The sequence below is a fragment of the Achromobacter sp. ISS7 genome, assembly GCF_056523125.1.
Map to the genome: position 1 here is coordinate 1,052,625 of NZ_JAWRZD010000001.1, position 23,950 is coordinate 1,076,574.

Annotated in this window: 22 protein-coding genes; 13 read left to right on the forward strand and 9 right to left on the reverse strand. The window is 71.1% G+C overall.

Annotated elements, in window-relative coordinates; translation table 11 throughout:
• Positions 1-19 precede the first annotated feature (19 nt).
• From AC1HFW_RS04870 to AC1HFW_RS04880, 3 genes are all read right to left on the reverse strand, one after another.
• Entirely contained in the window at positions 20-1,033 is a 1,014-nt protein-coding gene (locus AC1HFW_RS04870) for a LysR family transcriptional regulator (RefSeq protein ID WP_479282065.1), read from the reverse strand.
• Positions 1,034-1,058: 25 nt separating this feature from the next.
• Positions 1,059-1,859, reverse strand: coding sequence for an N-formylglutamate deformylase (gene hutG, locus AC1HFW_RS04875; RefSeq protein WP_006394300.1), 801 nt, complete (start codon positions 1,857-1,859; stop codon positions 1,059-1,061).
• 154 nt (positions 1,860-2,013) lie between these two features.
• The gene (locus AC1HFW_RS04880) at positions 2,014-2,943 is read right to left on the reverse strand and encodes a LysR family transcriptional regulator (RefSeq protein ID WP_479282067.1); all 930 of its coding nucleotides are present in this window, start codon (positions 2,941-2,943) and stop codon (positions 2,014-2,016) included.
• Between the two features lie 189 nt (positions 2,944-3,132).
• Between AC1HFW_RS04880 and AC1HFW_RS04885 the strand changes: the two genes are divergently transcribed.
• Positions 3,133-4,320, forward strand: a complete 1,188-nt coding sequence (locus tag AC1HFW_RS04885; RefSeq protein ID WP_479282069.1) for an MFS transporter — start codon at positions 3,133-3,135, stop codon at positions 4,318-4,320.
• Here AC1HFW_RS04885 and AC1HFW_RS04890 read toward each other — a convergent pair.
• Positions 4,308-5,516, reverse strand: a complete 1,209-nt coding sequence (locus AC1HFW_RS04890; protein ID WP_479282071.1) for an MFS transporter — start codon at positions 5,514-5,516, stop codon at positions 4,308-4,310. The genes AC1HFW_RS04885 and AC1HFW_RS04890 overlap by 13 nt on opposite strands.
• Before the next feature lie 106 nt (positions 5,517-5,622).
• The gene (locus tag AC1HFW_RS04895) at positions 5,623-6,204 is read right to left on the reverse strand and encodes a TetR/AcrR family transcriptional regulator (RefSeq protein WP_479282073.1); all 582 of its coding nucleotides are present in this window, start codon (positions 6,202-6,204) and stop codon (positions 5,623-5,625) included.
• A 334-nt stretch (positions 6,205-6,538) separates the two neighbouring features.
• On the opposite strand from AC1HFW_RS04895, the gene AC1HFW_RS04900 reads away from it, so the two are divergent.
• A complete protein-coding gene (locus AC1HFW_RS04900) occupies positions 6,539-8,107 on the forward strand; it encodes an ABC transporter substrate-binding protein (protein ID WP_241070244.1) in 1,569 nt (522 codons plus the stop codon).
• A 33-nt stretch (positions 8,108-8,140) separates the two neighbouring features.
• Here AC1HFW_RS04900 and AC1HFW_RS04905 read toward each other — a convergent pair whose 3' ends face one another.
• Complete coding sequence (locus AC1HFW_RS04905; protein WP_006394307.1) at positions 8,141-9,058, reverse strand: LysR substrate-binding domain-containing protein; 918 nt, start codon at positions 9,056-9,058, stop codon at positions 8,141-8,143.
• Between the two features lie 82 nt (positions 9,059-9,140).
• On the opposite strand from AC1HFW_RS04905, the gene AC1HFW_RS04910 reads away from it, so the two are divergent.
• Genes AC1HFW_RS04910 through AC1HFW_RS04945 form a run of 8 tightly spaced genes read left to right on the forward strand, consistent with a single transcriptional unit; the run spans position 9,141 to position 16,860 of the window.
• Positions 9,141-10,268 carry an NAD(P)/FAD-dependent oxidoreductase gene (locus AC1HFW_RS04910; protein WP_479286462.1) on the forward strand — a complete coding sequence of 376 codons (1,128 nt, stop codon included), beginning with the start codon at positions 9,141-9,143 and terminating at the stop codon, positions 10,266-10,268.
• On the forward strand, positions 10,249-10,545 hold the full coding sequence (locus AC1HFW_RS04915) for a (2Fe-2S)-binding protein (protein WP_061071615.1): 297 nt from the start codon (positions 10,249-10,251) through the stop codon (positions 10,543-10,545). The genes AC1HFW_RS04910 and AC1HFW_RS04915 overlap by 20 nt, the downstream gene beginning before the upstream one ends.
• A complete protein-coding gene (locus AC1HFW_RS04920) occupies positions 10,542-11,939 on the forward strand; it encodes an FAD-dependent oxidoreductase (protein ID WP_479282076.1) in 1,398 nt (465 codons plus the stop codon). Before AC1HFW_RS04915 ends, AC1HFW_RS04920 begins: the two co-directional genes overlap by 4 nt.
• A complete protein-coding gene (locus AC1HFW_RS04925; RefSeq protein WP_479282078.1) occupies positions 11,936-13,075 on the forward strand; it encodes an NAD(P)/FAD-dependent oxidoreductase in 1,140 nt (379 codons plus the stop codon). Before AC1HFW_RS04920 ends, AC1HFW_RS04925 begins: the two co-directional genes overlap by 4 nt.
• Positions 13,072-14,013: an ABC transporter permease gene (locus AC1HFW_RS04930; protein ID WP_054475811.1), complete on the forward strand. Its 942-nt coding sequence runs from the start codon at positions 13,072-13,074 to the stop codon at positions 14,011-14,013. The genes AC1HFW_RS04925 and AC1HFW_RS04930 overlap by 4 nt, the downstream gene beginning before the upstream one ends.
• Positions 14,010-14,882, forward strand: coding sequence for an ABC transporter permease (locus AC1HFW_RS04935; protein ID WP_054432107.1), 873 nt, complete (start codon positions 14,010-14,012; stop codon positions 14,880-14,882). Before AC1HFW_RS04930 ends, AC1HFW_RS04935 begins: the two co-directional genes overlap by 4 nt.
• Positions 14,879-15,880, forward strand: a complete 1,002-nt coding sequence (locus tag AC1HFW_RS04940) for an ABC transporter ATP-binding protein (protein WP_479282080.1) — start codon at positions 14,879-14,881, stop codon at positions 15,878-15,880. Before AC1HFW_RS04935 ends, AC1HFW_RS04940 begins: the two co-directional genes overlap by 4 nt.
• Positions 15,877-16,860, forward strand: coding sequence for an ABC transporter ATP-binding protein (locus AC1HFW_RS04945; RefSeq protein WP_116521612.1), 984 nt, complete (start codon positions 15,877-15,879; stop codon positions 16,858-16,860). The genes AC1HFW_RS04940 and AC1HFW_RS04945 overlap by 4 nt, the downstream gene beginning before the upstream one ends.
• Before the next feature lie 46 nt (positions 16,861-16,906).
• On the opposite strand, the gene AC1HFW_RS04950 is transcribed toward AC1HFW_RS04945, so the two are convergent.
• Positions 16,907-17,290, reverse strand: a complete 384-nt coding sequence (locus AC1HFW_RS04950; protein WP_479282083.1) for a DUF4180 domain-containing protein — start codon at positions 17,288-17,290, stop codon at positions 16,907-16,909.
• Between the two features lie 356 nt (positions 17,291-17,646).
• On the opposite strand from AC1HFW_RS04950, the gene AC1HFW_RS04955 reads away from it, so the two are divergent.
• Positions 17,647-18,450 carry a class I SAM-dependent methyltransferase gene (locus AC1HFW_RS04955; RefSeq protein WP_479282085.1) on the forward strand — a complete coding sequence of 268 codons (804 nt, stop codon included), beginning with the start codon at positions 17,647-17,649 and terminating at the stop codon, positions 18,448-18,450.
• Between the two features lie 76 nt (positions 18,451-18,526).
• Here AC1HFW_RS04955 and AC1HFW_RS04960 read toward each other — a convergent pair whose 3' ends face one another.
• Positions 18,527-19,567, reverse strand: a complete 1,041-nt coding sequence (locus tag AC1HFW_RS04960; RefSeq protein ID WP_061071608.1) for a LacI family DNA-binding transcriptional regulator — start codon at positions 19,565-19,567, stop codon at positions 18,527-18,529.
• A gap of 140 nt (positions 19,568-19,707) precedes the next feature.
• Here AC1HFW_RS04960 and AC1HFW_RS04965 point away from each other — a divergent pair, with 140 nt between their 5' ends.
• Complete coding sequence (locus tag AC1HFW_RS04965) at positions 19,708-21,042, forward strand: MFS transporter (protein ID WP_479282087.1); 1,335 nt, start codon at positions 19,708-19,710, stop codon at positions 21,040-21,042.
• Complete coding sequence (locus AC1HFW_RS04970; RefSeq protein WP_479282089.1) at positions 21,039-22,418, forward strand: amidase; 1,380 nt, start codon at positions 21,039-21,041, stop codon at positions 22,416-22,418. Before AC1HFW_RS04965 ends, AC1HFW_RS04970 begins: the two co-directional genes overlap by 4 nt.
• 71 nt (positions 22,419-22,489) lie before the next feature.
• Here AC1HFW_RS04970 and AC1HFW_RS04975 read toward each other — a convergent pair whose 3' ends face one another.
• A complete protein-coding gene (locus AC1HFW_RS04975; RefSeq protein ID WP_479282091.1) occupies positions 22,490-23,884 on the reverse strand; it encodes a lysozyme inhibitor LprI family protein in 1,395 nt (464 codons plus the stop codon).
• Positions 23,885-23,950: the final 66 nt, after the last annotated feature.

Below are 23,950 nucleotides of genomic sequence, written 5' to 3' on the forward strand. Positions count from 1 at the left end.
TCCGCGGCCGGCGCGGGCCTCAGCGCCGCAGGCTGCGCCACAGCGAGGCCGGCGGCAGGTCCAGCGCCGGCGCGATGTCGTGCTGCATCAGCTGCTCGACGGCCACCAGGATCACGTTGCGGGCCTCGGCCGGCAGCTTGCCGGCTTCCTGCGGCCGCGCCGCCAGATAGAACGCGCGCGCCAGGTCGGGGTCGTCGGCGCGGGTCTTGTCCAGGTAGGGCGCCAGCGGCAGCACCCTTAGCTGGCCGATGAAATGGCGCGACTGCCAGATGCACAGCGGCGTGCTGATGGCAAAGCCCAGGCCAGCCGTGACCAGGCTGAGCAGCGGATCGGTGTTGTCGAATTCGAAGCTGCGTTCGATGAAGACGCCGCGCGATTCCAGCAGCCGGTCGATAGCGGCGCCGATGTGCGAGCGCGCGCTGTAGCGGATGAACTGGCGGCGGCGCCCCAGCTGCGCCAGCGAACCGATGTCGTCCGGCGCCATGGCGCGCGGCAGCACCAGCAGGTAGGGCTCGCTGAACAGGCCGAGCTTGCGGATGGCCGGCGGATCGGCGGTGGCGCTGGTGCTGATCACCAGGTCGAGCTGGCGCTCTTCCAGTTGTTTGTCCAGCACCGGCGTGATGCCGGACCATAGCCGGATCTGGCGCGAAGCGCCGGACAGGCCGTGGATCAGGGTCGGGCCGAGCGTGCCGGCGAACGAGTCGACGCAGCCGAAGCGCACGATGTTGCGCCGCGCGCGGCTCAGGTTGCGCACGCTTTCGGTCATGTCGCCGGCTTGCGCCAGCAGCCGCGAGGCATGCTCGAACAGCAGATCGCCGGCAGGCGTGGGGCGCGCCGGGCGCGTGCTGCGGTCCAGCAGTTCGGTGGACAGCGCGGCCTCGAGCTGCTTGATGCGTTGTGATACCGCCGCCTGCGACAGGCCCAGCAGGCGGGCCGCGCCGGACACCGATGCCGCCTGCACCACCGCCACCCAGGCCAACAGCAGGCTCCAGTCCGGGTAGGGGTCCGCGTCGCGGTAGGGCAGGCGGTTCATCGGCGCGGTCGGGGCGGGCGCGGGATCAGCGCTTGCGGGCCAGCGTCTGCGCCAGCGCGGCGCGCACCATGCCTTCCACTACCGGAATGACCTTGGCGGCGGCGTTGGCCTGGTAGCCGTAGGGGTAGGTCTCGTCCATGTAGGTGGACTGGCACATTTCCAGCTGCACCGCGTGGATGTCATCGGCCGGCGAGCCATAGTGGCGCGTGATGTAGCCGCCCTTGAAGCGGCCGTTGACGGCCGTGGAGTAGCCGCAGTCGGGCAGGCGCTCGGCGATGGCCTCGAGGATGTCGGGCGCGCAGCTGGCGCCGTCGGCGGTGCCGATGTTCAGGTCCGGCAGCTTGCCTTCGAACAGGCGCGGCAGCACGCTGGCGATCGAGTGCGCTTCCCACAGCAGCACCGTGCCGTGCTCGGCGCGGATGCGGTCGAGCTCTTCGCGCAGCTTGTCGTGATAGGGCTGCCAGTAGGTATGCAGCCGGTGGGCGCGCTCATCGTCGGTGAGCGCCGCGCTGTTCAGGTAGAGCGGCTCGCCGCGGAAGGTGTGGGCCGGGCACAGGCCGGTCTTGGTCTGGCCGGGATACAGGCTTTCGTCGTCGGGCGAGCGGTTCAGGTCGACCACGTAGCGCGAATAGCGGGCGCCGAGCACGGACGCGCCCAGCGCATCGGCGAACTGGTACAGCGTATCCAGGTGCCAGTCGGTGTCCCCGGACTGCTGGCCGGCGGTCGTCATCCGGGCGCGCTGGGCGTCGGGGATCTGGCTGCCGAGGTGGGGGATGGAGATCAGCAGCGGCGCGGTGCCGCGGCTGAAATGATAGATGGCGCTCAAGAAAAACTCCGGGATGGGTGATGCGGGTCAGGCAGGCGGGGCGGGCGGCCGCGCCGGGTGCCGCGCTATGCTAGGCAGGCTGCGGGACACGGGCATTTGCATCGGAATAAACGATACTGATCATCATCATAGCTGATTCAATTTGGGCTGATCCCTACGCGCCCCAAGGCGGCGCGGCGGCCCAGCGCGCGGCGATGCCGTCGATCAGGTGGCGCACCTTGGGCGCCAGGTGGCGGCGGTGCGGATACACGGCGCACACCGGCGCGCCGGGCGGGGCGTAGGCCTCGAGCAGCGCCACCAGGCGGCCGTGCCGCAGGTCGTCGCCCACCAGGAAGGCGCCCAGTTGCACGATGCCCATGCCGGCCAGCGCAGCGTCGCGCAGCGCTTCGGTATGGCCCAGGCGCAGGCGGCCGGCGACGGCGATGCTGCGGTCCTGGCCCTGGCCAGCGTAGCGCCACGGCACCGGCGCGCCCATGTGGCTGAAGGCCAGCGTCTGGTGGCGCGCCAGCTCGTCGGGCGAGGCGGGGGCGCCGTGGCGGTCCAGATAGGCGGGCGCGGCGCAGGTGATGAGACGGTGCGGCGCCAGCACGCGCCGCACCAGCCGGCTGTCGGCCTCGCCGCCGATGCGGATGGCGACGTCGATGCCATCGCGCACCAGGTCGGTGTAGTCATCGGTGAAGCTGATGTCGGCCTCGACCTCGGGCCATTGCCGCAGGTAGTCGGCTAGCAGCGGCAGGATGTGCAGGCGGCCCAGCGCCACCGGCAGGTCGATGCGCAGGCGGCCGCGCGGCGCCTGGTGGCGGCTGGCCATGGCGCCGGTGGCGTTGTCGACCTCGGCCACGATGCGCTGCGCGTGTTCGTAGAACAGCCGGCCTTCGTCGCTCAGGCTGACGCTGCGGGTACTGCGATGCAGCAGCCGCGTGCCCAGGCCCTGTTCGAGTCGCGCGATGCACTTGCCGATGGCCGAGCGCGACAGCCCCAGGCGTTCCGAGGCCAGCGTGAAGCTCTGCGCGTCGGCGACGCGGATGAAGGCGATCACGTCGCCGATGTGGTCGATGCCGGTGACAGGGGCGGGCGGCGTCATGGAACGGCTCCTGAGGGGGGGGGTGCAATCCTGCGCCGGATTGGCGACGATTCGTCCCTTGTGTTTCATTGATGGCCTACTTTATCAGCGAAATGGAATCAGTAGACTGGCCTGGCCAGTGCCGCCGGGCGGCCTGGCGCGAGCGCCCGTCCGGCGTTTTTCCTGTTCCTGTTTGGCGAGAGGCTTTCGATGACCCGCGGTATTTCCCTCAATCCGGCCGCCGCGCGCGGCGAATCGCCCCGCGCCGCCTGGGCCGGCGTGCTGGCGGCCGGCCTGGCGACCTTCTGCGTCGTCACCACCGAGATGTTGCCGGTGGGGTTGCTGGTGCCCATCGCCGCCAGCCTGGACGTGTCGGTGGGCCGCGTCGGCTGGCTGATGGTGGTGCCGGGCCTGCTGGCCGCGCTGTGCGCGCCGCTGGTGGTGATCGGCGCGCGCGGCATCGACCGGCGCCGCATCCTCTGCGGCCTGCTGTTGTTGCTGGCCCTTGCCAACCTGGGCAGCGCGCTGGCGCCGGGCATGGCGGCGTTCCTGGCCGCGCGGGTGCTGGTCGGCGTCTGCATCGGCGGCATCTGGGCGGTGGCCGGCGGCCTGGCGGGCCGGCTGGTGCCCGCCGCGTCGATCGGCCTGGCTACTGCCGTCATCTTCGGCGGCGTGGCCGTGGCCTCGGTGCTGGGGGTGCCGCTGGGCGCGCTGATCGGCAATCTGGCGGGCTGGCGCAGCGCCTTCGGCGCGATGGCGGCGCTGAGCGCGGCGGTGCTGTTGTTGGCCGCGCTGGCCTTGCCGCCGCTGCCGGTGGCGCAGTCGGTCACGGCGCGCCAGCTGGCGGATCAGTGGCGCAATCCGGGGCTGCGGCGCGGGCTGTTCATCACCCTGTTCCTGGTGGCGGGGCATTTCATGGCCTATACCTTCGTGCGGCCCGTGCTGCAGACGATGGCGGGGTTCGCGGCCGACTGGATCGGCCCGCTGCTGTTCGCCTACGGCGTGGCCGGCATCGCCGGCAATTTCCTGGCGGGCGGCGCGGCGGCGCGGCGCCTGCGCGTGACGTTGCTGGCGATCGTGTCGGGCCTGTTGGCGACCCTGGCGCTGCTGCCCTGGCTGGGCGACATGCGCGGCGCCGCCGCGGCCTTGCTGTTGCTGTGGGGGCTGTCGTACGGCGGCGTGTCGGTCGCGCTGCAGACCTGGATGATGCAGGCCGCGCGCGGCGCGGTCGAAGCGGCGACGTCGCTGTTTGTCGGCGTGTTCAACCTGGCCATCGCGCTGGGAGCGCTGGCGGGCGGCGCCAGCGTCGATCACTGGGGCCTGCCCGCCACGCTGCTGGCCGCCGCGGCCTGCATGCTCGCGGCGCTGGCGGCGCTGGCCGGACGCTACGGCCGGTGACCGGGGCGCAAGCCGTGCTCGCGCGCCCGCCATGCGGCCAGCAGCGCGATCGCGGCCAGCGCGGCCACCGTCCAGGCGAAGGAGCCGGCGCCGGCGGTGTCCAGCAGGGCGCCGCCGAGCATGCCGCCGCAGGCGATGCCTAGGTTGAAGATCGTCACCAGCATCGACTGCGCCACGTCGGCATGCTCGCCGGCGGTGTCGGCCAGGGCGGTCTGCAACAGCGTCGGCGCGCCGCCAAAGCTCAGGCCCCACAGCGCCACGCCCGCCAACAGCACCGTCGGGCTGCCGCCGGCCAGGCCCAGCGCGCAGGCGGTCAGCGCGAACAGCGCCAGTGAAAGCAGCGTCAGCAGGCGCAGGCGCCGGTCCACGAGCATGCCGGTGAGCCACAGGCCGGCGACCGCGCTGGCGCCGAACACCAGCAACACCAGATCGACCGAGGCCGGCTTGCCCAGGTGGATCAGATAGGGCGCGATGTAGGTGTAGAGCACGTTGTGCGCCAGGATCCAGGTGAACAGCACGAACAGGATCGGGCGGATGCCCGGCAGCAGGAAGGTGCGCGCGATCGGCTGGCGCTGGCGCGCGGCCTGGCCGGCGAAGTCGGGCACGGCCATGCGGACCCAGATGACCAGCGTCAGCGATACGGCGGCCATCAGCCAGAACACGCCGCGCCAATCCATCAGGCTGCCGAGCCAGGCGCCGGCGGGCACGCCGATGCACAGGGCCAGCGGCTGGCCCGCGCCCACCACCGCCAGCGCGCGGCCCTGCTGGCGCGACGCCACCATGCGGCGCGCATAACCGGCCAGCAGGCCCCACAACAGGCCCGCCGCCATGCCGCCGACGAAGCGCGCCGCCAGCGTCAGCGCGTAGTGGGTCGACAGCGCGGTGACCACATTGAAAACGCACAGGCAGGCGATCGCCAGCAGCAGCAGCGGCCGGCGGTTCCAGCTGCGGGTGGCGGCGATGATGGGAATCGCCGCCAGCACCGAGCCGGCCGCGAACAAGGTCACCAGCTGCCCGGCCAGGGCCTCGGAGACGCCCAGGCCCTGGCCGATCTGCGGCAGCAGGCCGGCGGGCACGGTCTCGGTCATGATGGTGATGAAACCGGCCAGCGCCAGGGCCAGCAGCTTGCCCAGCGGCAAGCCGTCGGCGCTGTCGTGGGAACGGGCGCCGGCAGGCAGGGGAGGGGTGAAACTCATGCGGAACTCCGATTGAACATAAATTGGAACGATCGTTCCAGAAGAAGTCGAAAAAAAAGGCGCCGGGAGATCCAGGCGGCGTTGGGAAAAAGACAGGGCATGACCGCTAGATCGCGCCCAATGCAACCGAGATCACGTCGCCCAGCCACTGGCGGCGTTCGCGGGCATTGCTGCCCTTGGCGACCACCCGCAGGCCCTGGATGGTGGTGACGATGAAGCGGGCCAGCGCGCGCGGCGATTTGTTGGCATCGATGTCGCCGCTGGCCTGGCCCTCGGCCAGGATCTGCTCCAGCGCTTTCTCCAGCCGCTGGAAATTGCGCCGCACCAGTTCGGCCACCACTTCGTCCTGCCCCGCCATTTCCAGCGAGGCATTGGCCACCAGGCAGCCGCGCCGACTGGCCTCGCGCAGTTCGTCGTCGGCGATGAAGTCCAGCAGGCGGCCGATGCGCTCGCGCGCGTTGCCGGGCCGCGCCAGCAGGTCGAGGTTGGTGGCGGTCAGCGCGTGGTAGCGCCGCAGCGCCGCTTCATACAGGCCCTGCTTGCTGCCGAAGGCGTTGTAGAGGCTGCCGCGGCCCAGCCCCGTGCCGTCGACGAGGTCCTGCACGGACGTGGCGGCATAGCCGCGCTTCCAGAACACCTGCATGGCGGCGTCGGCGACCTCGTCGGGTTCGAAATCCTTGGTACGCATGGCGTGCTATATGGAATGATCGTTCAAATAAGAATACGGTCACTGGCCGGGAAGCGTCAAGCAAGACCGTCCGCGCCGAAGGGGCTTTGCGGCGCCGTCGGGCGTTGGTGTTTTCCCTGAAATCGCGGTTTTTCCCGGTATCAGTAGTAACCACTAGCCGCGCCCGCGGTTCCCGGGCATGCGAGACGGCGCAAGGCCAGGATATAACCCTGTGGAATAGGTCAAGGACTTAAAGGACTTTGACGCCATGTTCTCCCGCTTCTAGTCTGCCAGCAAGCCGTACCTCTGACTGCAGATGACCAAAGCCGCCGACGCGCGGCACACAAGGGAAGTCATGAACCGTCCTGCCACCACTTTCGTCTTCGCCGCCGCGCTGTTCGCGGCCTGTAGCGCCGGGCTCGGCGCCCCGGCCTTCGCCCAGGAGCGGCCGATGCTGCGCATCAGTTCGGGCGCCGCCGACAACGCCACGCTGGATCCGCATCGCGCCACTTCAACCGCCGACAAGGGCGTGGCCGCGCAGATGTTCGATGCGCTGGTGCGCTTCCCGGCCGGCAGCGCCGACCCCAAGGCGCTGGAGCCGGACCTGGCCGAGCGCTGGGAGGCCTCGCCCGACAGCAAGACGTGGACCTTCCACCTGCGCCACGGCGTGCAGTTCCATGCCGGCTACGGCGAGCTCAAGGCCGAGGACGTGGTGTATTCGATCCAGCGCGCGGCCGATCCCAACCGGTCGAGCTTTGCCGCCACCTTCGCCCTCATCGACAAGGTCGAGGCGGTCGACGACTACACCGTGCGCTTCACGCTCAAGTATCCGGACGCGGCCTTCCTGGGCCGGGTGTCGAATTATCACGGCGGCAACATCGTCAGCAAGAAGGCGGCCGAGAAGCTGGGCGACAAGTTCGGCGCCGCGCCCGTGGGCACCGGCCCGTTCGCGTTCGGCGAGCACATCACGCAGCAGTACGTGAAGCTGGTGGCCAACGACGCCTACTTCCGCGGCAAGCCGAAGCTGGCCGGCATCATGTACCGCATGATCCCGTCGGACAGCGCGCGCGAACTGGCCTTCACCTCCAACGAGATCGACGTGATGCAGGGCAAGCGCGAGCAGCGCTGGGTCGAGCGTTCGGCCAAGCGCGGCATGCAGGTCGACATCTTCGAGCCGGCCGAATTCCGCACGCTGCACCTGAACCGCAACATCAAGCCGCTCGACAACCTCAAGGTGCGCCAGGCGGTGGCTGCCGCCATCAACGTCGACGAGATCGTGCGCTACGCCGGCAAGGACGTGGCCGAAAAGGGCTGCTCGGTGGTGCCCAACGGCTACCTGGGCCAGGACTGCGGCGCCGGCGGCTACGCCTATGACCCGGAACGCGCCCGCAAGCTGCTGGCCGAGGCCGGCTTCCCGAATGGCATCGAGATCAAGTCGATCGTCTCGAACATCTCGGCGCAGCAGCCCATCATGGAGATCGTGCAGGCGCAGCTGGCCAAGGCCGGCATCAAGCTCAACATGGAAGTGGTGGACCACGCCACCTACCAGGCCAAGAGCCGCCAGGACCTGAGCGGCCTGGTGTTCTACGGCGCGGCGCGCTTTCCCAACGCCGATACCTACCTGACCGAGTTCTACGACTCGGCCGCGGCCATCGGCGCGCCGGCCGCCATGTCGAACTTCTCGCATTGCTCGGTGGCCGACGACGCCATCCGCCAGGCCCGCGTCGAACCCGATCCGGCGCGCCAGCTGGCCTTGTGGAAGGAGGCGCAAGCCAAGATCCATGACGACGTCTGCGCGGTCCCGCTGTTCGGCCTGAAGCAGGTGTGGGTGCACGGCGACCGCGTGAACTACGGCTACGCGCTCAAGGGCGCGCTGAACCTGCAGCCGCCCGTGACCGAGCTGACCACGCTCAAGGCGCCTTGAGCCGGGCGGGCCGGCGCCCCATGCGCGGCGGGCTCACTGGCCCTTGAGCACTTCCCGGGAGATCTGCGCGGCGACGTCGCGCGCCTCCTGGATGAAGGTCTCGACCAATGCCGCGTTGCGCGATGCCTGCGTGCGGCACAGCTGGAAATGGAAATTCAACTCCGGATCGAACCGCCGCAGCACCAGGCGGTTCAGGAACCCTTCGGCGAACAGCGGATGAATCAAGGAAACCCCCAGGCCGGCGGCCACGAATTCGCACACCGTCGGCGCCGTGCTGGTGTCCACCACCACGTTGAGATTGGCGCCGGCGCCGTCGAACGCCTGCCGCACCAGCTCCTGCGTCTGGCTGTCGGCGCCGAACGACACGAACGGCAGCCCGTCCAGGTCGCGCGGCCGGATCACGCGCTTGCGCGTCAGTTCGTGGTTGACCGCCATGGCGCACACCAGCGGATAGCGGAACAGCGCCTCGCGCTCGATGTACGGGTTGTCGACGCGGCTGCCGACCAGCGCCACGTCGATGTGGCGGGTGGCCAGCCAGTCGGCCAGGAACAGCGAGCCGCGGATCTGGATCGACACCCGCACGTCGGGATGGCGCGCCAGGAACTGCATGGTGGCGCGGCGGATGAAGGCGCCCGACAGCGCCGGCAGCACGCCGACGGTCAGCGTGCGCTGCTCGTCGCGGCGGATCGAATCGACCGCCTGCTCGACCTGGCGCAGGCCGCTGAAGACTCGCTCGATCTCCTGGTACAGCCGCATGCCGCGCGCGGTCAGCGCGAGCTTGCCGCGCACGCGGTCGAACAGCGTCAGGCCGGTGTCGGCTTCCAGGTGCGCCAGCAGCTTGCTGACGGCGGGCTGCGACACGCCCAGCACGATGGCGGCCTGGCTCACGGTGCCATGTTCCACCACCGCCTTGAAGGCCTCGATCTGGCGCAGGTTCAGGGTCTCTTTCATGCCATAACCAAAAAGGGCGGCAACCGGTTTGCCAGTCGCGAAGGTTATAGCGCGGCCGGACACGATGCAAGGACGCTTCGCCATGGCGCATGACTACGACGTGATCGTGGCCGGCGCCGGCATGGTCGGCGCGGCCGCCGCCTACGGCCTGGCCGCGCTGGGCAGCCGCGTACTGCTGCTGGACGGCGCCGATACCGATTACCGCGCCGCCAAGGCCAACTTCGGCCTGGTGTGGCTGCAGGGCAAGGGCCACGGCTATCCTGCCTACCAGCGCCTGTCGCGCGAGGCCGTGCAGGCCTGGCCCGAGTTCGCGCGCCGCTTGCAGGCAGACAGCGGCATCGCGCTGGACTATGAATGCCGGGGCGGGCTGCACTTCTGCCTGAGCGATGACGAATTGGTCAGCCGCGCCCAGCGCATCGGCCACTGGCACCGGCAGGCGCCCGAAGCCCCCGCCTGTACGCACATACTGGACCGCGCCGAATTGCGGCGCCGCTTCCCGTCCCTGCGGCTGGGCGACGCCGTGGCCGGCGCCAGCTTCGGCGAGCAGGACGGCCACGTCAATCCACTGCGCCTGCTGGCCGCCTTGCAGACCTCCTTCCTGCGGCGCGGCGGGCAACTGCGCAGCCGCCATGCGGTCAGCGCCATCGCCAGCCTGCCGGGCGGCGGCGTCGAAGTGACGGCCGGCGCGCTGCGCGCCCGCGCGCCGCGCCTGCTGATCGCCGCCGGCTTGGGTTCGGCCGCGCTCGGCGCCATGGCCGGGCTGGCGGTGCCGCTGCGGCCCCAGCGCGGCCAGATCCTCGTGACCGAACGCCTGGCGCCGCTGTTGCCGGTGCCCGCCAGCGGCATGCGCCAGACCGGCGAGGGCACCGTGATGGTGGGCCTGACGCAGGAGGAGGTGGGCTACGACCTGGGCACCACCTCGGCCGCCGCCGCCCGCATGAGCCGCAACGCGCTGCGCATCCTGCCCGGCCTGGCCGGCGCGCGGCTGGTGCGCCACTGGTCCTGCCTGCGCGTGATGACGCCCGACGGCGCCCCGGTCTATGCCGATTCCCCGACCCACGATGGCGTGTCCATCGCGCTTTGCCATTCCGGCGTGACGCTGGCGTCGTTCCACGCCGGGCCCTATGCCCGCGCGCTGGCCGGCGGCGCGCCGCTCGATTCCCTGGATGCCTTTCACCATGAGCGCTTCAATGTTCAGAAAACTGCCTGAGTCCGACGCGCCCGCGCTGACGCTCACCATCGACGGCGAAGCCGTCAGCGCGGCCCCCGGCGAAACCGTCGCGGCGGTGCTGCTGCGCCAGCGCACGCCCGCCAGTCGGACCACGCCGGTGCACGAAAGCCCGCGCGCCCCGTTCTGCATGATGGGCGTGTGCTTCGACTGCCTGGCCATCGTCGACGGCGTGGCCTCGACCCAGACCTGCCTGGTCACCGTGCGCGACGGCATGCGCGTGGAACGCCAGTTCGGCAAGCGGAGCGTGCTGCCATGAAACGTGAATTCGATGTGGTGGTGATCGGCGCCGGCCCGGCCGGCATGAGCGCGGCCATCGGCCTGCGCGCGCAGGGCCTGACGGTGCTGGTGGTGGATGAGCAGCCGACGCCGGGCGGCCAGATCTGGCGCGCGGTCGAGGCGGTGGCGGCCACGCCCACCGGCCGCCTGCTGGGCGACGAGTACCGCGCCGGCGCCGGCCTGGCCGAGCGCTTTCGCGCCTGTGGCGCGTTCTACGAACCCGATACCCAGGTCTGGCAGATCGAACCCGACTGGCACGTCTACATGACGCGCCAGGGCCGCGCCGAGGTGGTGCGGGCCGGCCGCGTGGTGCTGGCGCTGGGCGCGCAGGAACGGCCCGCGCCGTTCCCGGGCTGGACCCTGCCGGGCGTGCTGACCGTGGGCGCGGCCCAGATCCTGCTCAAGACCTCGCGCCAGGTGCCGGCAGAGCCCGTCTGGGTGGCGGGCAGCGGCCCCTTGCCGCTGCTGTACATGGCGCAGCTGCTGCGCGCCGGCGGCAAGGTCGCCGGCTGGCTCGACACCTCGCCGCCCGGCGGCTGGCGCCGCGCGCTGCCGTGGCTGGGCGACGCGCTGTCGGCCTGGGGCGACGTCAGCAAGGGCCTGGCCTGGCTGCGCGAGATCCGCGCCGCCGGCGTCAAGCGCGTGCGCGGCGTGACGGCGCTGCGCGCGCTGGGCGACGATCGTCTGCGGGAAATCGAATACACCGCCGGCGGCGTCACCGCTCGGGCGCCGGCCAGCGTGCTGCTGTCGCACGAGGGCGTGGTGCCGTCCATCCACATGACCCGCGCGCTCGAATGCGCCCACAGCTGGAATGCGCAACAGGCCTGCCTGGCGCCGGACCTGGACGCCTGGGGGCAGACCAGCCGGCCCGGCATCTACGTGGCCGGCGACGGCGCCGGCATCGGCGGCGCGCAGGCCGCCTGCGTGCGCGGCGAACTGGTGGCGGCGGGCGTCGCGCTGCACGCCGGCCGCCTGGCGCAGCCCGCCGCCGACGCGCTGGCCGCGCCGCTGCGCGCGCGCCTGGCCGGACTGCTGCGGCTGCGGCCGATGCTGGACGCGCTGTATCCGCCGCGCGCCGGCATCTTCGCGCCGTCCGATGACACCATCGTCTGCCGCTGCGAGGAACTGACCGCCGGCGACATCCGCCGCGCCGCCGCCATCGGCCAGCCCGGTCCCAACCAGATCAAGTCGTATACCCGCGCCGGCATGGGGCCGTGCCAGGGCCGCCAGTGCGGCTACACCATCGCCCACATCGTCGCCGCCGAACAGAAACGGCCGGTGGCCGAGGTCGGCTTCTACCGCATCCGCCCGCCGCTCAAGCCGTTGACGCTGGGCGAGCTGGCATCGCTGGACATCGAGGAAGAACAGGCATGAGCGCAAGGCATTGCGATGTGATCGTGATCGGCGGCGGCCTGCATGGCCTGTCGGCCGCACTGCATGTGGCGCGCGAGGGCCGGCGGGTGGTCGTGGTCGAGAAACACTGGGTGGGGCGGCACGCCTCGGGCGCCACCGCCGCCGGGGTGCGCACGCTGAACCGCGACCTGGGCGAGCTGGACCTGTCATTGGAGGCCATGGACATGTGGCACGCCATGGCTTCGCTGGTGGGCGACGACTGCGGCTTTCACGCCAACGGCCAGATCTGCGTGGCCGAGACGCCGGCCGCGCTGGCCAAGCTGGAGGCGCGCGTCGCCGACCTGCGCGCCCGCGGCTACAGCCACGAGGAACTGATCGGCCCCGACGAACTGCGCCGCCTGCTGCCGGACCTGAGCCCGCACTGCCTGGGCGCGTCGATCGCCCGGCGCGACGGCGCGGCCGACCCGCACCGCGCGCTGCGCGCCTTTCGCGCCAGCGCCGAGCAGGCCGGCGTGACCATCATCGAGCACTGCGGTGTCACCGGCCTGGAACGGCAGGGCCAGGACTGGCGCGTGCTGACCGAGGCCGGCCCGTGGACCGCGCCCTGCGTCATCAACGCGGCCGGCGCCTGGTCGGCGCGCATCGCGGCGATGGCGGGCGACGAGATTCCGCTGGCGACCAAGTCTTCGATGATGATGGTGAGCGAACGCCTGCGGCCCTTCATCAAGCCGGTGGTGGCCATCATGGGCCGCTCGCTGTCGTTCAAGCAGTCGGACCAGGGCACGCTGGTGATCGGCGGCGGCCTGCAGGGCATTCCCGACCTGGACCGCGAGACCTCCACCGCCCGCATGCGGGTGCTGGCCAAGGGCGCGCACGCCGCCACCGACCTGTTCCCGGCGGTGCGCAACATCTGCATCGTGCGGGTCTGGGCCGGGCTGGAGGCCAAGACCGACGACATGCTGCCAGTGATCGGCCCGTCGCCCAACGCGCCCGGCGTGCTGCACGCCTTCGGTTTCTCGGGCCATGGCTTCGAGCTGGTGCCGGTGGTGGGCGCGGCGCTGGCGGACCTGGCGCTGCGCGGCCACACCGCGCGCGCCATCGGCAACCTGCGGGCCGAGCGGCTGATGTCGCCGCCGGCCAAGGAGCACGCATCATGATGCGCTACGCCATCAAGCGCCTGCTGCTGGCGATCCCCACGCTGCTGGCGATGCTGACCGCGGTCTTCATCCTGGTGCGCCTGGTGCCGGGCGACCCGGCCGCCGTCATGCTGGGCGACCAGGCCAGCGCCGAGGCCCTGGCCGCGCTGCGCCTGCGGCTGGGCCTGGACCTGCCGACCTACGTGCAGTACGGCCGCTTCCTGGGCGACATGCTGACGGGCAACTTCGGCGTCTCCATGGCCAGCGGCCGCACCGTGCTGCAGGAGGTGGCGCTGGTGCTGCCGTGGACCCTGCAGCTGACCGCCGCCGCCATCCTGATCGGCGTGGCCTTCGGCCTGCCGCTGGGCATCTGGGCGGCGCTGCGCCGCAACGCCTGGCCCGACTACCTGGGCCGCCTGCTGTCGCTGACCGGGCTGTCGTTTCCCGCCTTCGTGTCGGCCATCCTGATGCTGCTGGTGTTCGCCATCCAGCTGCGCTGGTTCCCGGTGATCGGCAGCGGCGGCGGCAGCGACTGGGGCACGCAACTGCGCAACCTGGTGCTGCCGGCCTTCAACCTGGGCCTGATCATGATGGCCTATGTCATGCGCGTGACGCGCTCATCCATGCTGGGCGTGATGGGCGAGGACTACGTGCGCACCGCCCGCGCCAAGGGCGTGCGGCCCTGGCGCCTGGTGGTGCGGCACGGCCTGCGCAATGCGCTGATCCCCATCGTCACCGTGGTGGGCCTGTACTTCGGCACGCTGATCGGCAACTCGGTGCTGACCGAGATCGTGTTCAACCGTCCCGGCCTGGGCAAGCTGATCCTGGGCGCCCTGAACAGCCGCGACTACACGCTGCTGCAGGGGCTGATGGTGGTGTTCGCGTCGTGCGTGATCGTCGTCAATCTGCTGACCGACCTGGTGTACGGGCTGGTCGATCCGAGGGTGAAATACCAATGAGCGCCATCGCCGCCGCTTCCCCCGCCCGCCCCAATGCCTTGTGGCAGGCCCTGTCCCGCAACCGCCTGTCGTGGGTCGGCATCGGCCTGCTGCTGCTGATCGTGCTGGCCGCCGTGCTGGCGCCGTGGCTGGCGCCGCACGATCCGCTGCAGCAGAACATCGCCTACCGGCTGGAGCCGCCCTCGGCCGAGTTCTGGCTGGGCACCGACAGCTACGGCCGCGACGTGCTGTCGCGCCTGATCTACGGCGCCCGCGTGTCGCTGCTGGTGGGTTTCGTCGCCATCCTGATCGCCATGTGCATCGGCTCGGCGCTCGGCATCCTGGCCGGCTACGTCGGCGGCCTGGTGGACCAGCTGATCATGGGCCTGGTCGACGTGCTGCTGTCGTTTCCCACGCTGCTGCTGGGCCTGATGGTGGCCGCCATGCTCGGGGCCAGCCTGGAAAACCTGATCATCGCCATCGCCATCACCGAGATCGCGCCGTTCGTGCGGGTGGCGCGCGCGCCCACCATCGCGCTCAAGCAGCGTGACTTCGTCGAGGCGGGCAGGGCGCTGGGCTATGGCCCGCTGCGCCTGATGGGCGTGCACATCCTGCCCAACATGGTGTCCGACGTGGTGGTGCTGGGCTCGCTGTGGATGGCGTCGGCCATCCGCACCGAGGCCTCGCTCAGCTTCATCGGCCTGGGCGTGCCGCCACCGGCGGCCACCTGGGGCGGCATGATCCGCGAAGGCTTCGAGAACATCCTGGACGCCTGGTGGCTGACGGTGTTCCCCAGCGTCGCCATCCTGCTGACCGTGCTGGCGCTGAATCTGCTGGGCGACGCGCTGCGCGACGCCATCGACCCCAAGCTGCGTTCGGAGCGTTCATGAATCCCGAGACCCAAGCTCCCGTGCTGGAACTGCGCGCGCTGCGCACCGAATTCCGCGCCGGCGGCGCCTGGCATGCCGCGGTGCGCGACGTGTCGCTCAGCGTCGGCCGCAACGAAACCCTGGCGGTGGTGGGCGAATCCGGCAGCGGCAAGAGCGTGACCGCGCTGTCGGTGCTGCGCCTCCTGCCCGGCGCCGGCGCGCGCCATGGCGGCGGCCAGGTGCTGCTGGACGGCCAGGACCTGACGGCCCTGTCCGAGAAGCAGATGAGCAAGCTGCGCGGCGAGGCCATCGCCATGATCTTCCAGGAACCGATGACGTCGCTGAACCCCACCATGACGGTGGGCGACCAGATCGCCGAGGCCATCCGGCTGCATCGGCTCGTGTCGTGGAAAGAGGCGCGGCGCCAGGCGCTGGCGGTGCTGGAGGAGGTCAAGATCCCCGCCGCCGCGCGCCGCTTCGACGACTATCCGCACCAGTTCTCCGGCGGCATGCGCCAGCGCGTCATGATCGCCATGGCGCTGGCCTGCAAGCCGCGCGTGCTGCTGGCCGACGAGCCCACCACCGCGCTCGACGTGACCATCCAGGCGCAGATCCTGAGTCTGCTGTCGGACCTGAAAGAGGCGCATGGCATGGCCGTGCTGTTCATCACCCACAACCTGGGCGTGGTGGCGCAGATCGCCGACCGCGTCGCGGTGATGTATGCGGGCGAGGTGGTCGAGACCGCCGACGTGGACACGCTGTTCGCGCGTCCGACCCACCCCTACACCGAGGCGCTGCTGCGCGCCATGCCGCGGGTGGATGCCGACAACCAGGAACTGGAATCCATCCCCGGCGGCGTGCCGGCGATCACCGCCATGCCCGCCGGCTGCGCCTTCGCGCCGCGCTGCCGGCTCAGGCAGGCGCGCTGCGAGAGCAGCCGCCCGCCGCTGGCCGCCATCGGCCAGGGACACCAGGTGCGCTGCGTGGTGCGCGCCGAACCGTACAAGGACGTGGCATGAGCGAGTTGTTGCAGGTACGCAATCTGGTCAAGCGTTTCGACAGCGGCGGCGGCTGGCTGGGCGGGCCCCGCCAGACGGTGCGGGCGGTCAACGACGTGTCGTTCAGCGTCGCGCGCGGCCAGTCGCTGGGGCTGGTGGGCGAGTCGGGCTGCGGCAAGTCGACGGTGGCGCGCACCCTGCTGCGGCTGATCGAGCCGGACGAGGGCGGCATCGTGTTCGACGGCCACGACATCCGCCAGGCCGGCGCGGCCGCGTTGCGGGCGCTGCGCCAGCGCATCCAGATCGTGTTCCAGGATCCTTACGCCTCGCTCAACCCGCGCCGCACGGTGCGCCAGGCCTTGGCCGAGCCGCTGCGCGTGCACCGGCGCGGCGACGCGGCCTGGATCCGCGCCAAGGTCGAGCAGACCATCCAGGAAGTGGGGCTGCCGCTGTCGGCGCTGGACCGCTATCCGCACGAGTTCTCCGGCGGCCAGCGTCAGCGCATCGGCATCGCCCGCGCGCTGGTGCTGGACCCGGAACTGATCGTGGCCGACGAACCCGTGTCGGCGCTGGACGTCTCGGTGCAGGCGCAGATCCTGCAGCTGCTGGAACGGCTCAAGCGCGACCGCGGCCTGTCGTTCGTGTTCGTCTCGCACGACCTGGGCGTGGTGCGCCATTTCTGCGATACGGTCTGCGTCATGTACCTGGGCCGCATCATCGAGCGCGGGCCCACCGCGCAGGTGCTGGACCACCCCCTGCATCCCTATAGCCGGGTGCTGCGCGATTCCTCGCCGGTGCCCGACCCGCGGGCGCGCATCCGGCTGGCGCGCATCGAAGGCGAGATTCCCGCGCCCACGCACCTGCCGCCGGGCTGCGCCTTCCATCCGCGCTGCGCGCGGGCGCAGGCCGATTGCAAGCAGCAGGTGCCGGCGCTGGCGGGGGCGGGGGAGCGCACGGTGGCCTGTTTCCATCCGCTGGCGGTCGAGCGGACGGTGGGGTAACCGGCGGCGGTGGCGCGCGGGCCGGGTCGACCCGACGCCGCCGCGTTCAGCCTTGGCTTGCCGTCAATCGCGCGGTCAGCGCCGCCATGTCGTCCAGCAGCCAGAACACGCGGCCATGGTTGGTCTCGTAGGCGAAGTCGCGCAGCGACTTGCTGGCGGCCAGGTGCGCCGAGATATCGCCCACGACCGCGCAATGCAGGCGGTAGTTGACGAACTTCTGGATCAGTTCGCCGGCGATGCGCGTTTCCAGCCGGAAGAAGTCGGGATGCACGCGCGCGGCGGGCAGCACCAGCCATGCGGCCTCGTGTTCCCAGGCGGCGCTGATCAGGTCGTTGGTGTCCTGGCCGGTAGCCAGCATGGGGCCGGTCTCGCCGTATTGCAGGACGCGCTGGCCGCCGATGTCGACGAGCGTGGGGGATGACGTGCTCATGGCGTGGATGCGTGGATCAGAAGACGTTGTCTTGGGGACGATCATGATATCCGGTCCGCGAATCGCCTTGGCGGACGGGGCTTGCCGTCGCATGTCCTTGCCGCTCTCCGCGCGCCGGCACCTGTGGGCATGCGCCGCCGCGCCATGCGCTAGAATGGCCGACATCCCACCGGAGTATGACGACGTGATCCTCGCTGCCTGAAGCGACCCCCATCCGCTGACGCGCCCGCCTCGCCCGACGAGCGGGCCGCGCCGTCCGTGATGCCGGGTCTCCACGCCGGGCCTGTTGCGCCAACTCGCCCGCCCGCCAGCCGCGCCCCGCGCGGCCCTGTCCGCATCACGACTCCGGAGGCTTCATGCCCGCACACGATCCGTTCGACCTCATCGCCCACAACCAGGCCGCCTGGGACCAGCTCGCCGCGCAAGACTGCGAGTGGTCGCGCCCCGTCACCCCCGACATCATCGCCGCCGCCCGCCGCGGCGACTGGGCCGTGCGCCTGACGCCCGGCCCGTTGCCGGCCGGCTGGCTCGACCAGGTGAAGGGCCTGGCCATCCTCTGCCTGGCGTCCGCCGGCGGCCAGCAGGCGCCGGTGCTGGCCGCGGCCGGCGCCGACGTCACCGTGTTCGACCTGTCCGAGCGCCAGCTGGCGCAGGACCGCGCCGTGGCGTCCCGCGACGGCCTGGCGCTGGCCACCGTGCAGGGCGACATGCGCGACCTGTCGGCGTTTGCCGAGCAGTCCTTCGACGTGGTGTTCCACCCGATCTCCAACCTCTACGTGCCCGACGTGCGGCCGGTGTGGCGCGAGTGCTTTCGCGTGCTGCGGCCCGGCGGCAGCCTGCTGTCCAGTTTCTACAACCCGGTGGTGTTCGTCGGCGACCGCGACCCGCGCTATGCGCAGGACGGATTGATCCGGCCGGTGCATGCCTTGCCGTACGCGGACACCATGGCGCTTGGCGCGGACGCGTTGCAGGCCAAGCGCGACCGCGGCGAGGCGCTGGTGTTCGGCCACAGCCTGCAGGACCAGATCGGCGGCCAGCTCGACGCCGGCTTCCTGCTGGCCGGTTTCCATGAAGACCGCCAGCCACGGCCGCGCTTCCTGATCGACCGCTACCTGCCGACGTTCCTGGCGACGCGGGCGGTCAAGCCGGCGCGGCGCTGAGGAAAGCGGCGATCATCCGGGCCGATCGGGCTTGGCGGTTGGTCATGCGGCCGGCGGGCGGGCCTGTTGGCGCGGTTCAGCCCGGTATCGGCCGATCGCTGCTGCCGCGCACCACCAGCGACGGCGCCAGCCGCACGCTGCCCGGTGCGCCGCCGTCGATCTTCTGCAGCAACAGTTCCAGGCCCAGCCGTCCCATCTGGTGCATGGGCGAGTGGACGGTGGTCAGGCCGATGGGCAGGGCGCCCGCCAGCGGCGTGTCGTTGTAGCCCACCACGGCGACGTCGCGGCCGGCCTCCAGGCCCTGTTCGCGCGCCGCGCCCATCACGCCGACCGCCAGGAAGTCGTTGACCGCGAAGATGGCGGTGGGGCGGTCCGGGCCGGCCAGCAGGCGCGCGCCCACGTGGCGGCCGGCGTCGGTGTCGAACGGGCTCTCGATGCGCCACTCGGCGGGCACCTCGACGCCGCGGCGCGCACAGGCGGCGAAAAAGCCCGCCGAGCGGTCGCGGCCAGTGCTGGCGAACGGTTCGCCCACCATCACCGCGATGCGCCGGTGGCCCATGGCCAGCAGGTGTTCGGCGGCCAGGCGGCCGCCCTCGATGTCGTCGCACGTCACGGCGCAGTGGTCGTCGGCGTGGCGGCTGACCAGCACGAACGGCACGTCGCGTTGCGCCAGTTCGGCCAGCAGCGGATTGGGCGCCGCGCCGTCGTGGCTGTGGGCGTCGCCCAGGATCAGGCCGTCCACGCGCCGCGCCAGCGCCATGTCGATCAGCTTGCGCTGCTTGTCGGGCTCGTCCTGGGTGTTGGAGACGAAGGTCAGGTAGCCGTGTTCGGCCGCCGCCTCGTCCACGCCTTCGTAGATCGTGGCCAGCACCATGTCCGACAGGCGCGGCACCAGCACTCCGATGGTGCGGCTGCGGCGCGTCTTGAGGCTGGCTGCGTGGGGATTGGTCCGGTATTGCAGTTCGGCGGCCAGCGCCCGGACCCGCTTGACCGTGTCCGGCGCGGCGGCGGCGCGCGCGTCGTCGTCGGAACCGTTGAGGACGCGGGACACGGTCGAGACGTTCAGACCGAGCTGCCGCGCCAGGCTTTGCAGCGTGACAGGGCGGGATTTGTTCATGGGGCTGGAGGATACACGCACGAATACCGTCTTAGGGTCTTTCGCGGCAACCTAGGGTTTACACGGTGTCGATTTTTGTTTTCCGACCCCTTAGCATTGCGCAACCCAAACGTTTGGGTAAATCGACTGGATTGATCGCAATGACTCTTGAATCCCGGAACTCCCGGTTCCGTTACCGAATTTTCACGATGGTCGTGCTGCTGGCACTGATCAACTACATCGACCGCGGCGCCATGTCCTACGCCGCCGCCCACATCACCGGCGAGTACGGCCTGGACCGTGGCGACTGGGGCGCCGTGCTGGGCTACTTCGGCTACGGCTACATGGTCGGCGCGCTGTTCGGCGGCATGCTGGCCGACCGCTTCGGCCCGCGCAAGGTCTGGATCGTGGCCGGCGTGACCTGGTCGATCTTCGAGATCGCCACCGCCTGGGCCGGCGACTTCGGCCTGGCCTTCCTGGGCGGCTCGGCGCTGGCGGGCTTCGCCACCATCCGCATCCTGTTCGGCGCGGCCGAAGGCCCGGCGTACTCCATCATCAACAAGACCATCGCCAACTGGGCCACGCCGCGCGAACGCGGCTTCGTGGTCGGCTTCGGCCTGCTCAGCACGCCGCTGGGCGCCTTGCTGACGGCGCCGGTGGCGGTGGGCCTCTTGAGCCTGACCGGCAGCTGGCGCGCCATGTTCTACATCCTGGGTGCGGCCGGCCTGATCGTGCTGGTGCTGTTCATGCGCATCTTCACCGACCGGCCCGACACCAACCCGCGCGTGTCGCCGGCCGAACTGCGCGAGATCCAGGCGGCGCGCGCCGAGCAGGCCGCCGCGCAGGGCGACGCGCCGGCGCTGCCGTGGTGGAGCTTCTTTCGCAGCAAGACCCTGCTCTTGAACACGCTGGGCTATTTCTCGTTCAACTACGTCAACTTCCTGCTGCTGACCTGGACCCCCAAGTACCTGCAGGACACCTTCGGCTACAGCCTGTCGTCGCTCTGGTACATGGGCATGATTCCCTGGACCGGCGCCTGCGTCACGGTGCTGCTGGGCGGCCGCATTTCCGACATGCTGGCCAAGCGCACCGGCAACCTGAAGATCGCCCGCAGCTGGTTCGCCGCCGGCTGCCTGCTGGCCACCACGCTGTGCTTCCTGATGGTCTCGCAGGCGCAGTCGGTGTTCGCCGTGATCGCGCTGATGACGCTGGCCAACGCGCTCAACGCCATGCCCAACTCGGTCTACTGGGCCGTGGTGATCGACACCGCGCCCGCCAGCCGCGTCGGCACCTTCAGCGGCCTGATGCACTTTTTCGCCAACATCGCCTCGATCCTGGCGCCGACGCTGACCGGTTACCTGGCCGTGCGCCACGGTTATTCGGTGATGTTCGTGGCCGCCTCGGTCGCCACCGCGGTGGGTATGATCGCCATGTTGCAGGTGCGCCCGGGCGTCGGTCCGTGCCTGCCCGCCAGCCGCCAGGGAGCCGTGCAATGAACCCGCAATCGAATACCGCCCCGGCCCTGGCCGTCGAACCCGGTTTCTTCGCCGGCCGCAGGCTGGCCGACCTGCAGGACGCCATGCGCCAGGGCGCGCTGGACGCCGAGGCGCTGGTGCGCCACGCGGCCACGGCCATCGAGCGCCTGAACCCGGTCGTCAACGCCTTCGTGCACGTCGACGTCGAGGCCGCGCTGGCCGCGGCCCGCGCGCTGGACGCCGAGCGCGCCCGGGGCCAGGTGCGCGGACCGCTGCACGGCATCCCCGTCGCCATCAAGGACAACGTCGACACCGGCGACATGCCCACCACCATGGGCGCGGCGCACTTCCTAGGCCATCGGCCCGAGGCCGACGCCGAGTGCGTGGCCTTGCTGCGCGCGGCCGGCGCCATCGTCATCGGCAAGACCCTGACGCATGAATTCGCCTACGGCCCCACCGGCGACCGCAGCGTGCAGGGCGCTTCGCGCAACCCCTGGCGCACCAGCCAGATCACCGGCGGCTCCAGCGCCGGCAGCGCGGCCGCGGTCGCGGCCGGCATGGTGCCGGTGGCGCTGGGCACCGACACCGGCGGTTCGGTGCGCGTGCCGTCGGCGTTGTGCGGCCTGGTGGGCTTCAAGCCGACCCATGGCCGGGTCTCGGCGCGCGGGCTGTTCCCGCTGGCGCCCAGCATCGAGGACGCCGGCGTGCTGGCCAACCACGTCGAGGACGCGCAGGTCTTCATGCAGGCCCTGACCGGCGGCGCGATCGGCCTGGGCGCCGATCCCGGTCCGGCCGCGCCGCGCATGATGTGGGTGCCGAACGCGCCGTTCGCCATCGACGACGCGGCGGTCACCGCTTGCGCGCGGGCCGCGGCCGAGCGCTTTGGCGGCGTGCTGCTCGATGGCGCCGAAGTCACGCGCCACGCCCGCGCCTTGCAGGCCGCCCTGGGCGCGGTGCAGCGTTCGGAAGCCTACGAAGTGCACGCCGAGCGGGTCGAGCAGGAGCCCGGCAAATACGATCCCGAAGTGCTGGAGCGCCTGCGCGCGTCGCGCCCCGTGCAAGGCTGGGAATACGTGCGCGCGCTCAAGACGCGCGCCCATCTGCGCACGGTGTTCGCCGGGATCTTCGAGCGGGTGGACGTGCTGGCGCTGCCGGCGGTGGCGATCACCGCGCCCGCGCTGCAGCAGCGCAGCGTGGCCGGTCCCGGCAGCGCCGGGGTGCGCGAGACCCTGCTGGGCCTGACCAATCCCTGGAACCTGCTGGGCCTGCCCGCCATCGCCTTGCCGGCCGGCTGGGTCGACGGATTGCCGGTGGGCCTGCAACTGGTGGCGGCCGATGGCGCCGACGAGCGCCTGCTGGCGCTGGCGGCGCGCCACTGGCGCCGGCCTGAGGCCTGACGGTCAATGTGCGAAGCCGGCGCGGGCGGCGTGGCCGCCGGCGCTTGCCAGGCGCTGCCGGCTTGGACCGGTCAGATACCGTTGTCGCCCTGCACCGGGCCGATCGACGTCTCGATATCGACCGCGCGGCGCTTGCCGCGCAGGTCGAACGCGTCCTGCTTGCCGTCGGGATCCGGATCGCGGATCCAGAGCTGCGCGGCCAGGCCGTCCTTGGCGCTGTAGCCGCCGAACCAGTCCACCACCCGGCCCACGTAGCAGCGCGGGCCGACCTGCACCGTCAGGTCGCCGACCGTCTCGTAGCTGTAATGCCCGGGCCCGTAGCCGTTGTAGGTCTCGCGCTCGTCCAGGCTGGTGCCGGCCGGCACCGGGCACAGCGGCTTGTCGCCGGGCGCATCGCCCTTGGCCGGACCCGGCGCCAGGCCGGCCAGCGCATGGGTCAACGCCGCGTGCAGCGTTTCGTCCAGCGTCCTGGCCGCGCCCGAGTCCTGCCGCTTCTGCTGTCGCGGCACAGACAGGTCATAGCGGTAGCGCACCGTCAGCGTCGGCACATCGCCCACGCGGTGCAGCGGCCGCAATAGATACAGGCGGTCTTCGCCGTAGTTGCCGACCCGGTAGGTGGCGTAGACCCGGCCGCGCAGGCGGATCCAGTCGCCCGACTGGTTGGCGCCGCGGCCGTTGATCGTGTACAGCGAGCCGCCGGCGTCCGGCGCGCCGTTGGCATCGGCGGGCACGAAGCGCGCGCCGTCGCGGCGCAGGGCGCCGACGTCGGAGAACAGGCCGGTGCCGCCGATGTAGGTATCGACCACCAAGTCGCGCTGGCCGTCGCCGTCCAGGTCCAGCAAGGTATAGGAGACGTTGCCGCCCTCGGCGTCGCTATCGGCGTCCAGGCCGGACGCCAGCACGGCGTGCCATTCGTCCTCGGTCACGCCCGCCGGCCGCTCGGCGGGCAGGCGCGCCTGGTCATCGCCCTCCGCGGCGCGCACGTTGGCGAACGTGGTCGAGTCGGCCTGGGTCGAGAACGCCGCCAGCACGGTTTCCAGCGGCATTTCCGGGTCTTTCTGGCGGGCCGCGTCCAGCGCCTGGCGCAGGTCTTCCAGCGCCAGTTTGTCGGTGGCGTCGGGCTGGTAGCCCTGGGCGCGCCGCAGTTGCCCCTGCAATTCGGCCAGCCGCGTTTCATAGCGCTGGCGCAGGCAGTCGCCGTCGGCGCCGCACAGGTTGCGCTGCTTCAGCCAGCCGCGCTGGGCCTGGCGCAAGGCATCGGCCTGCTGCGGCCGGGCCGCGCGCAGCTCGCCGTAGACCGCGCCCAGCTCGGCGTCGAGCTGGTGCAGCCCGGCATCGGCGCACAGGGCCTTTTCGGTGGATGTGCGCGCCTGGGCGCAATCCATGCCGGCCGCCACGGATGCGGCAAAGGGAGTGAACGCGAGAAGCAGGGCGGCGGGCAGCCAGCGCAAACGAACGTCGGTCACGAAGAATTCCTGTCAGGGATGATGGGCCGCAGGCGGCCAAGCGCGCATCGTACCGGTGCGGGGCAC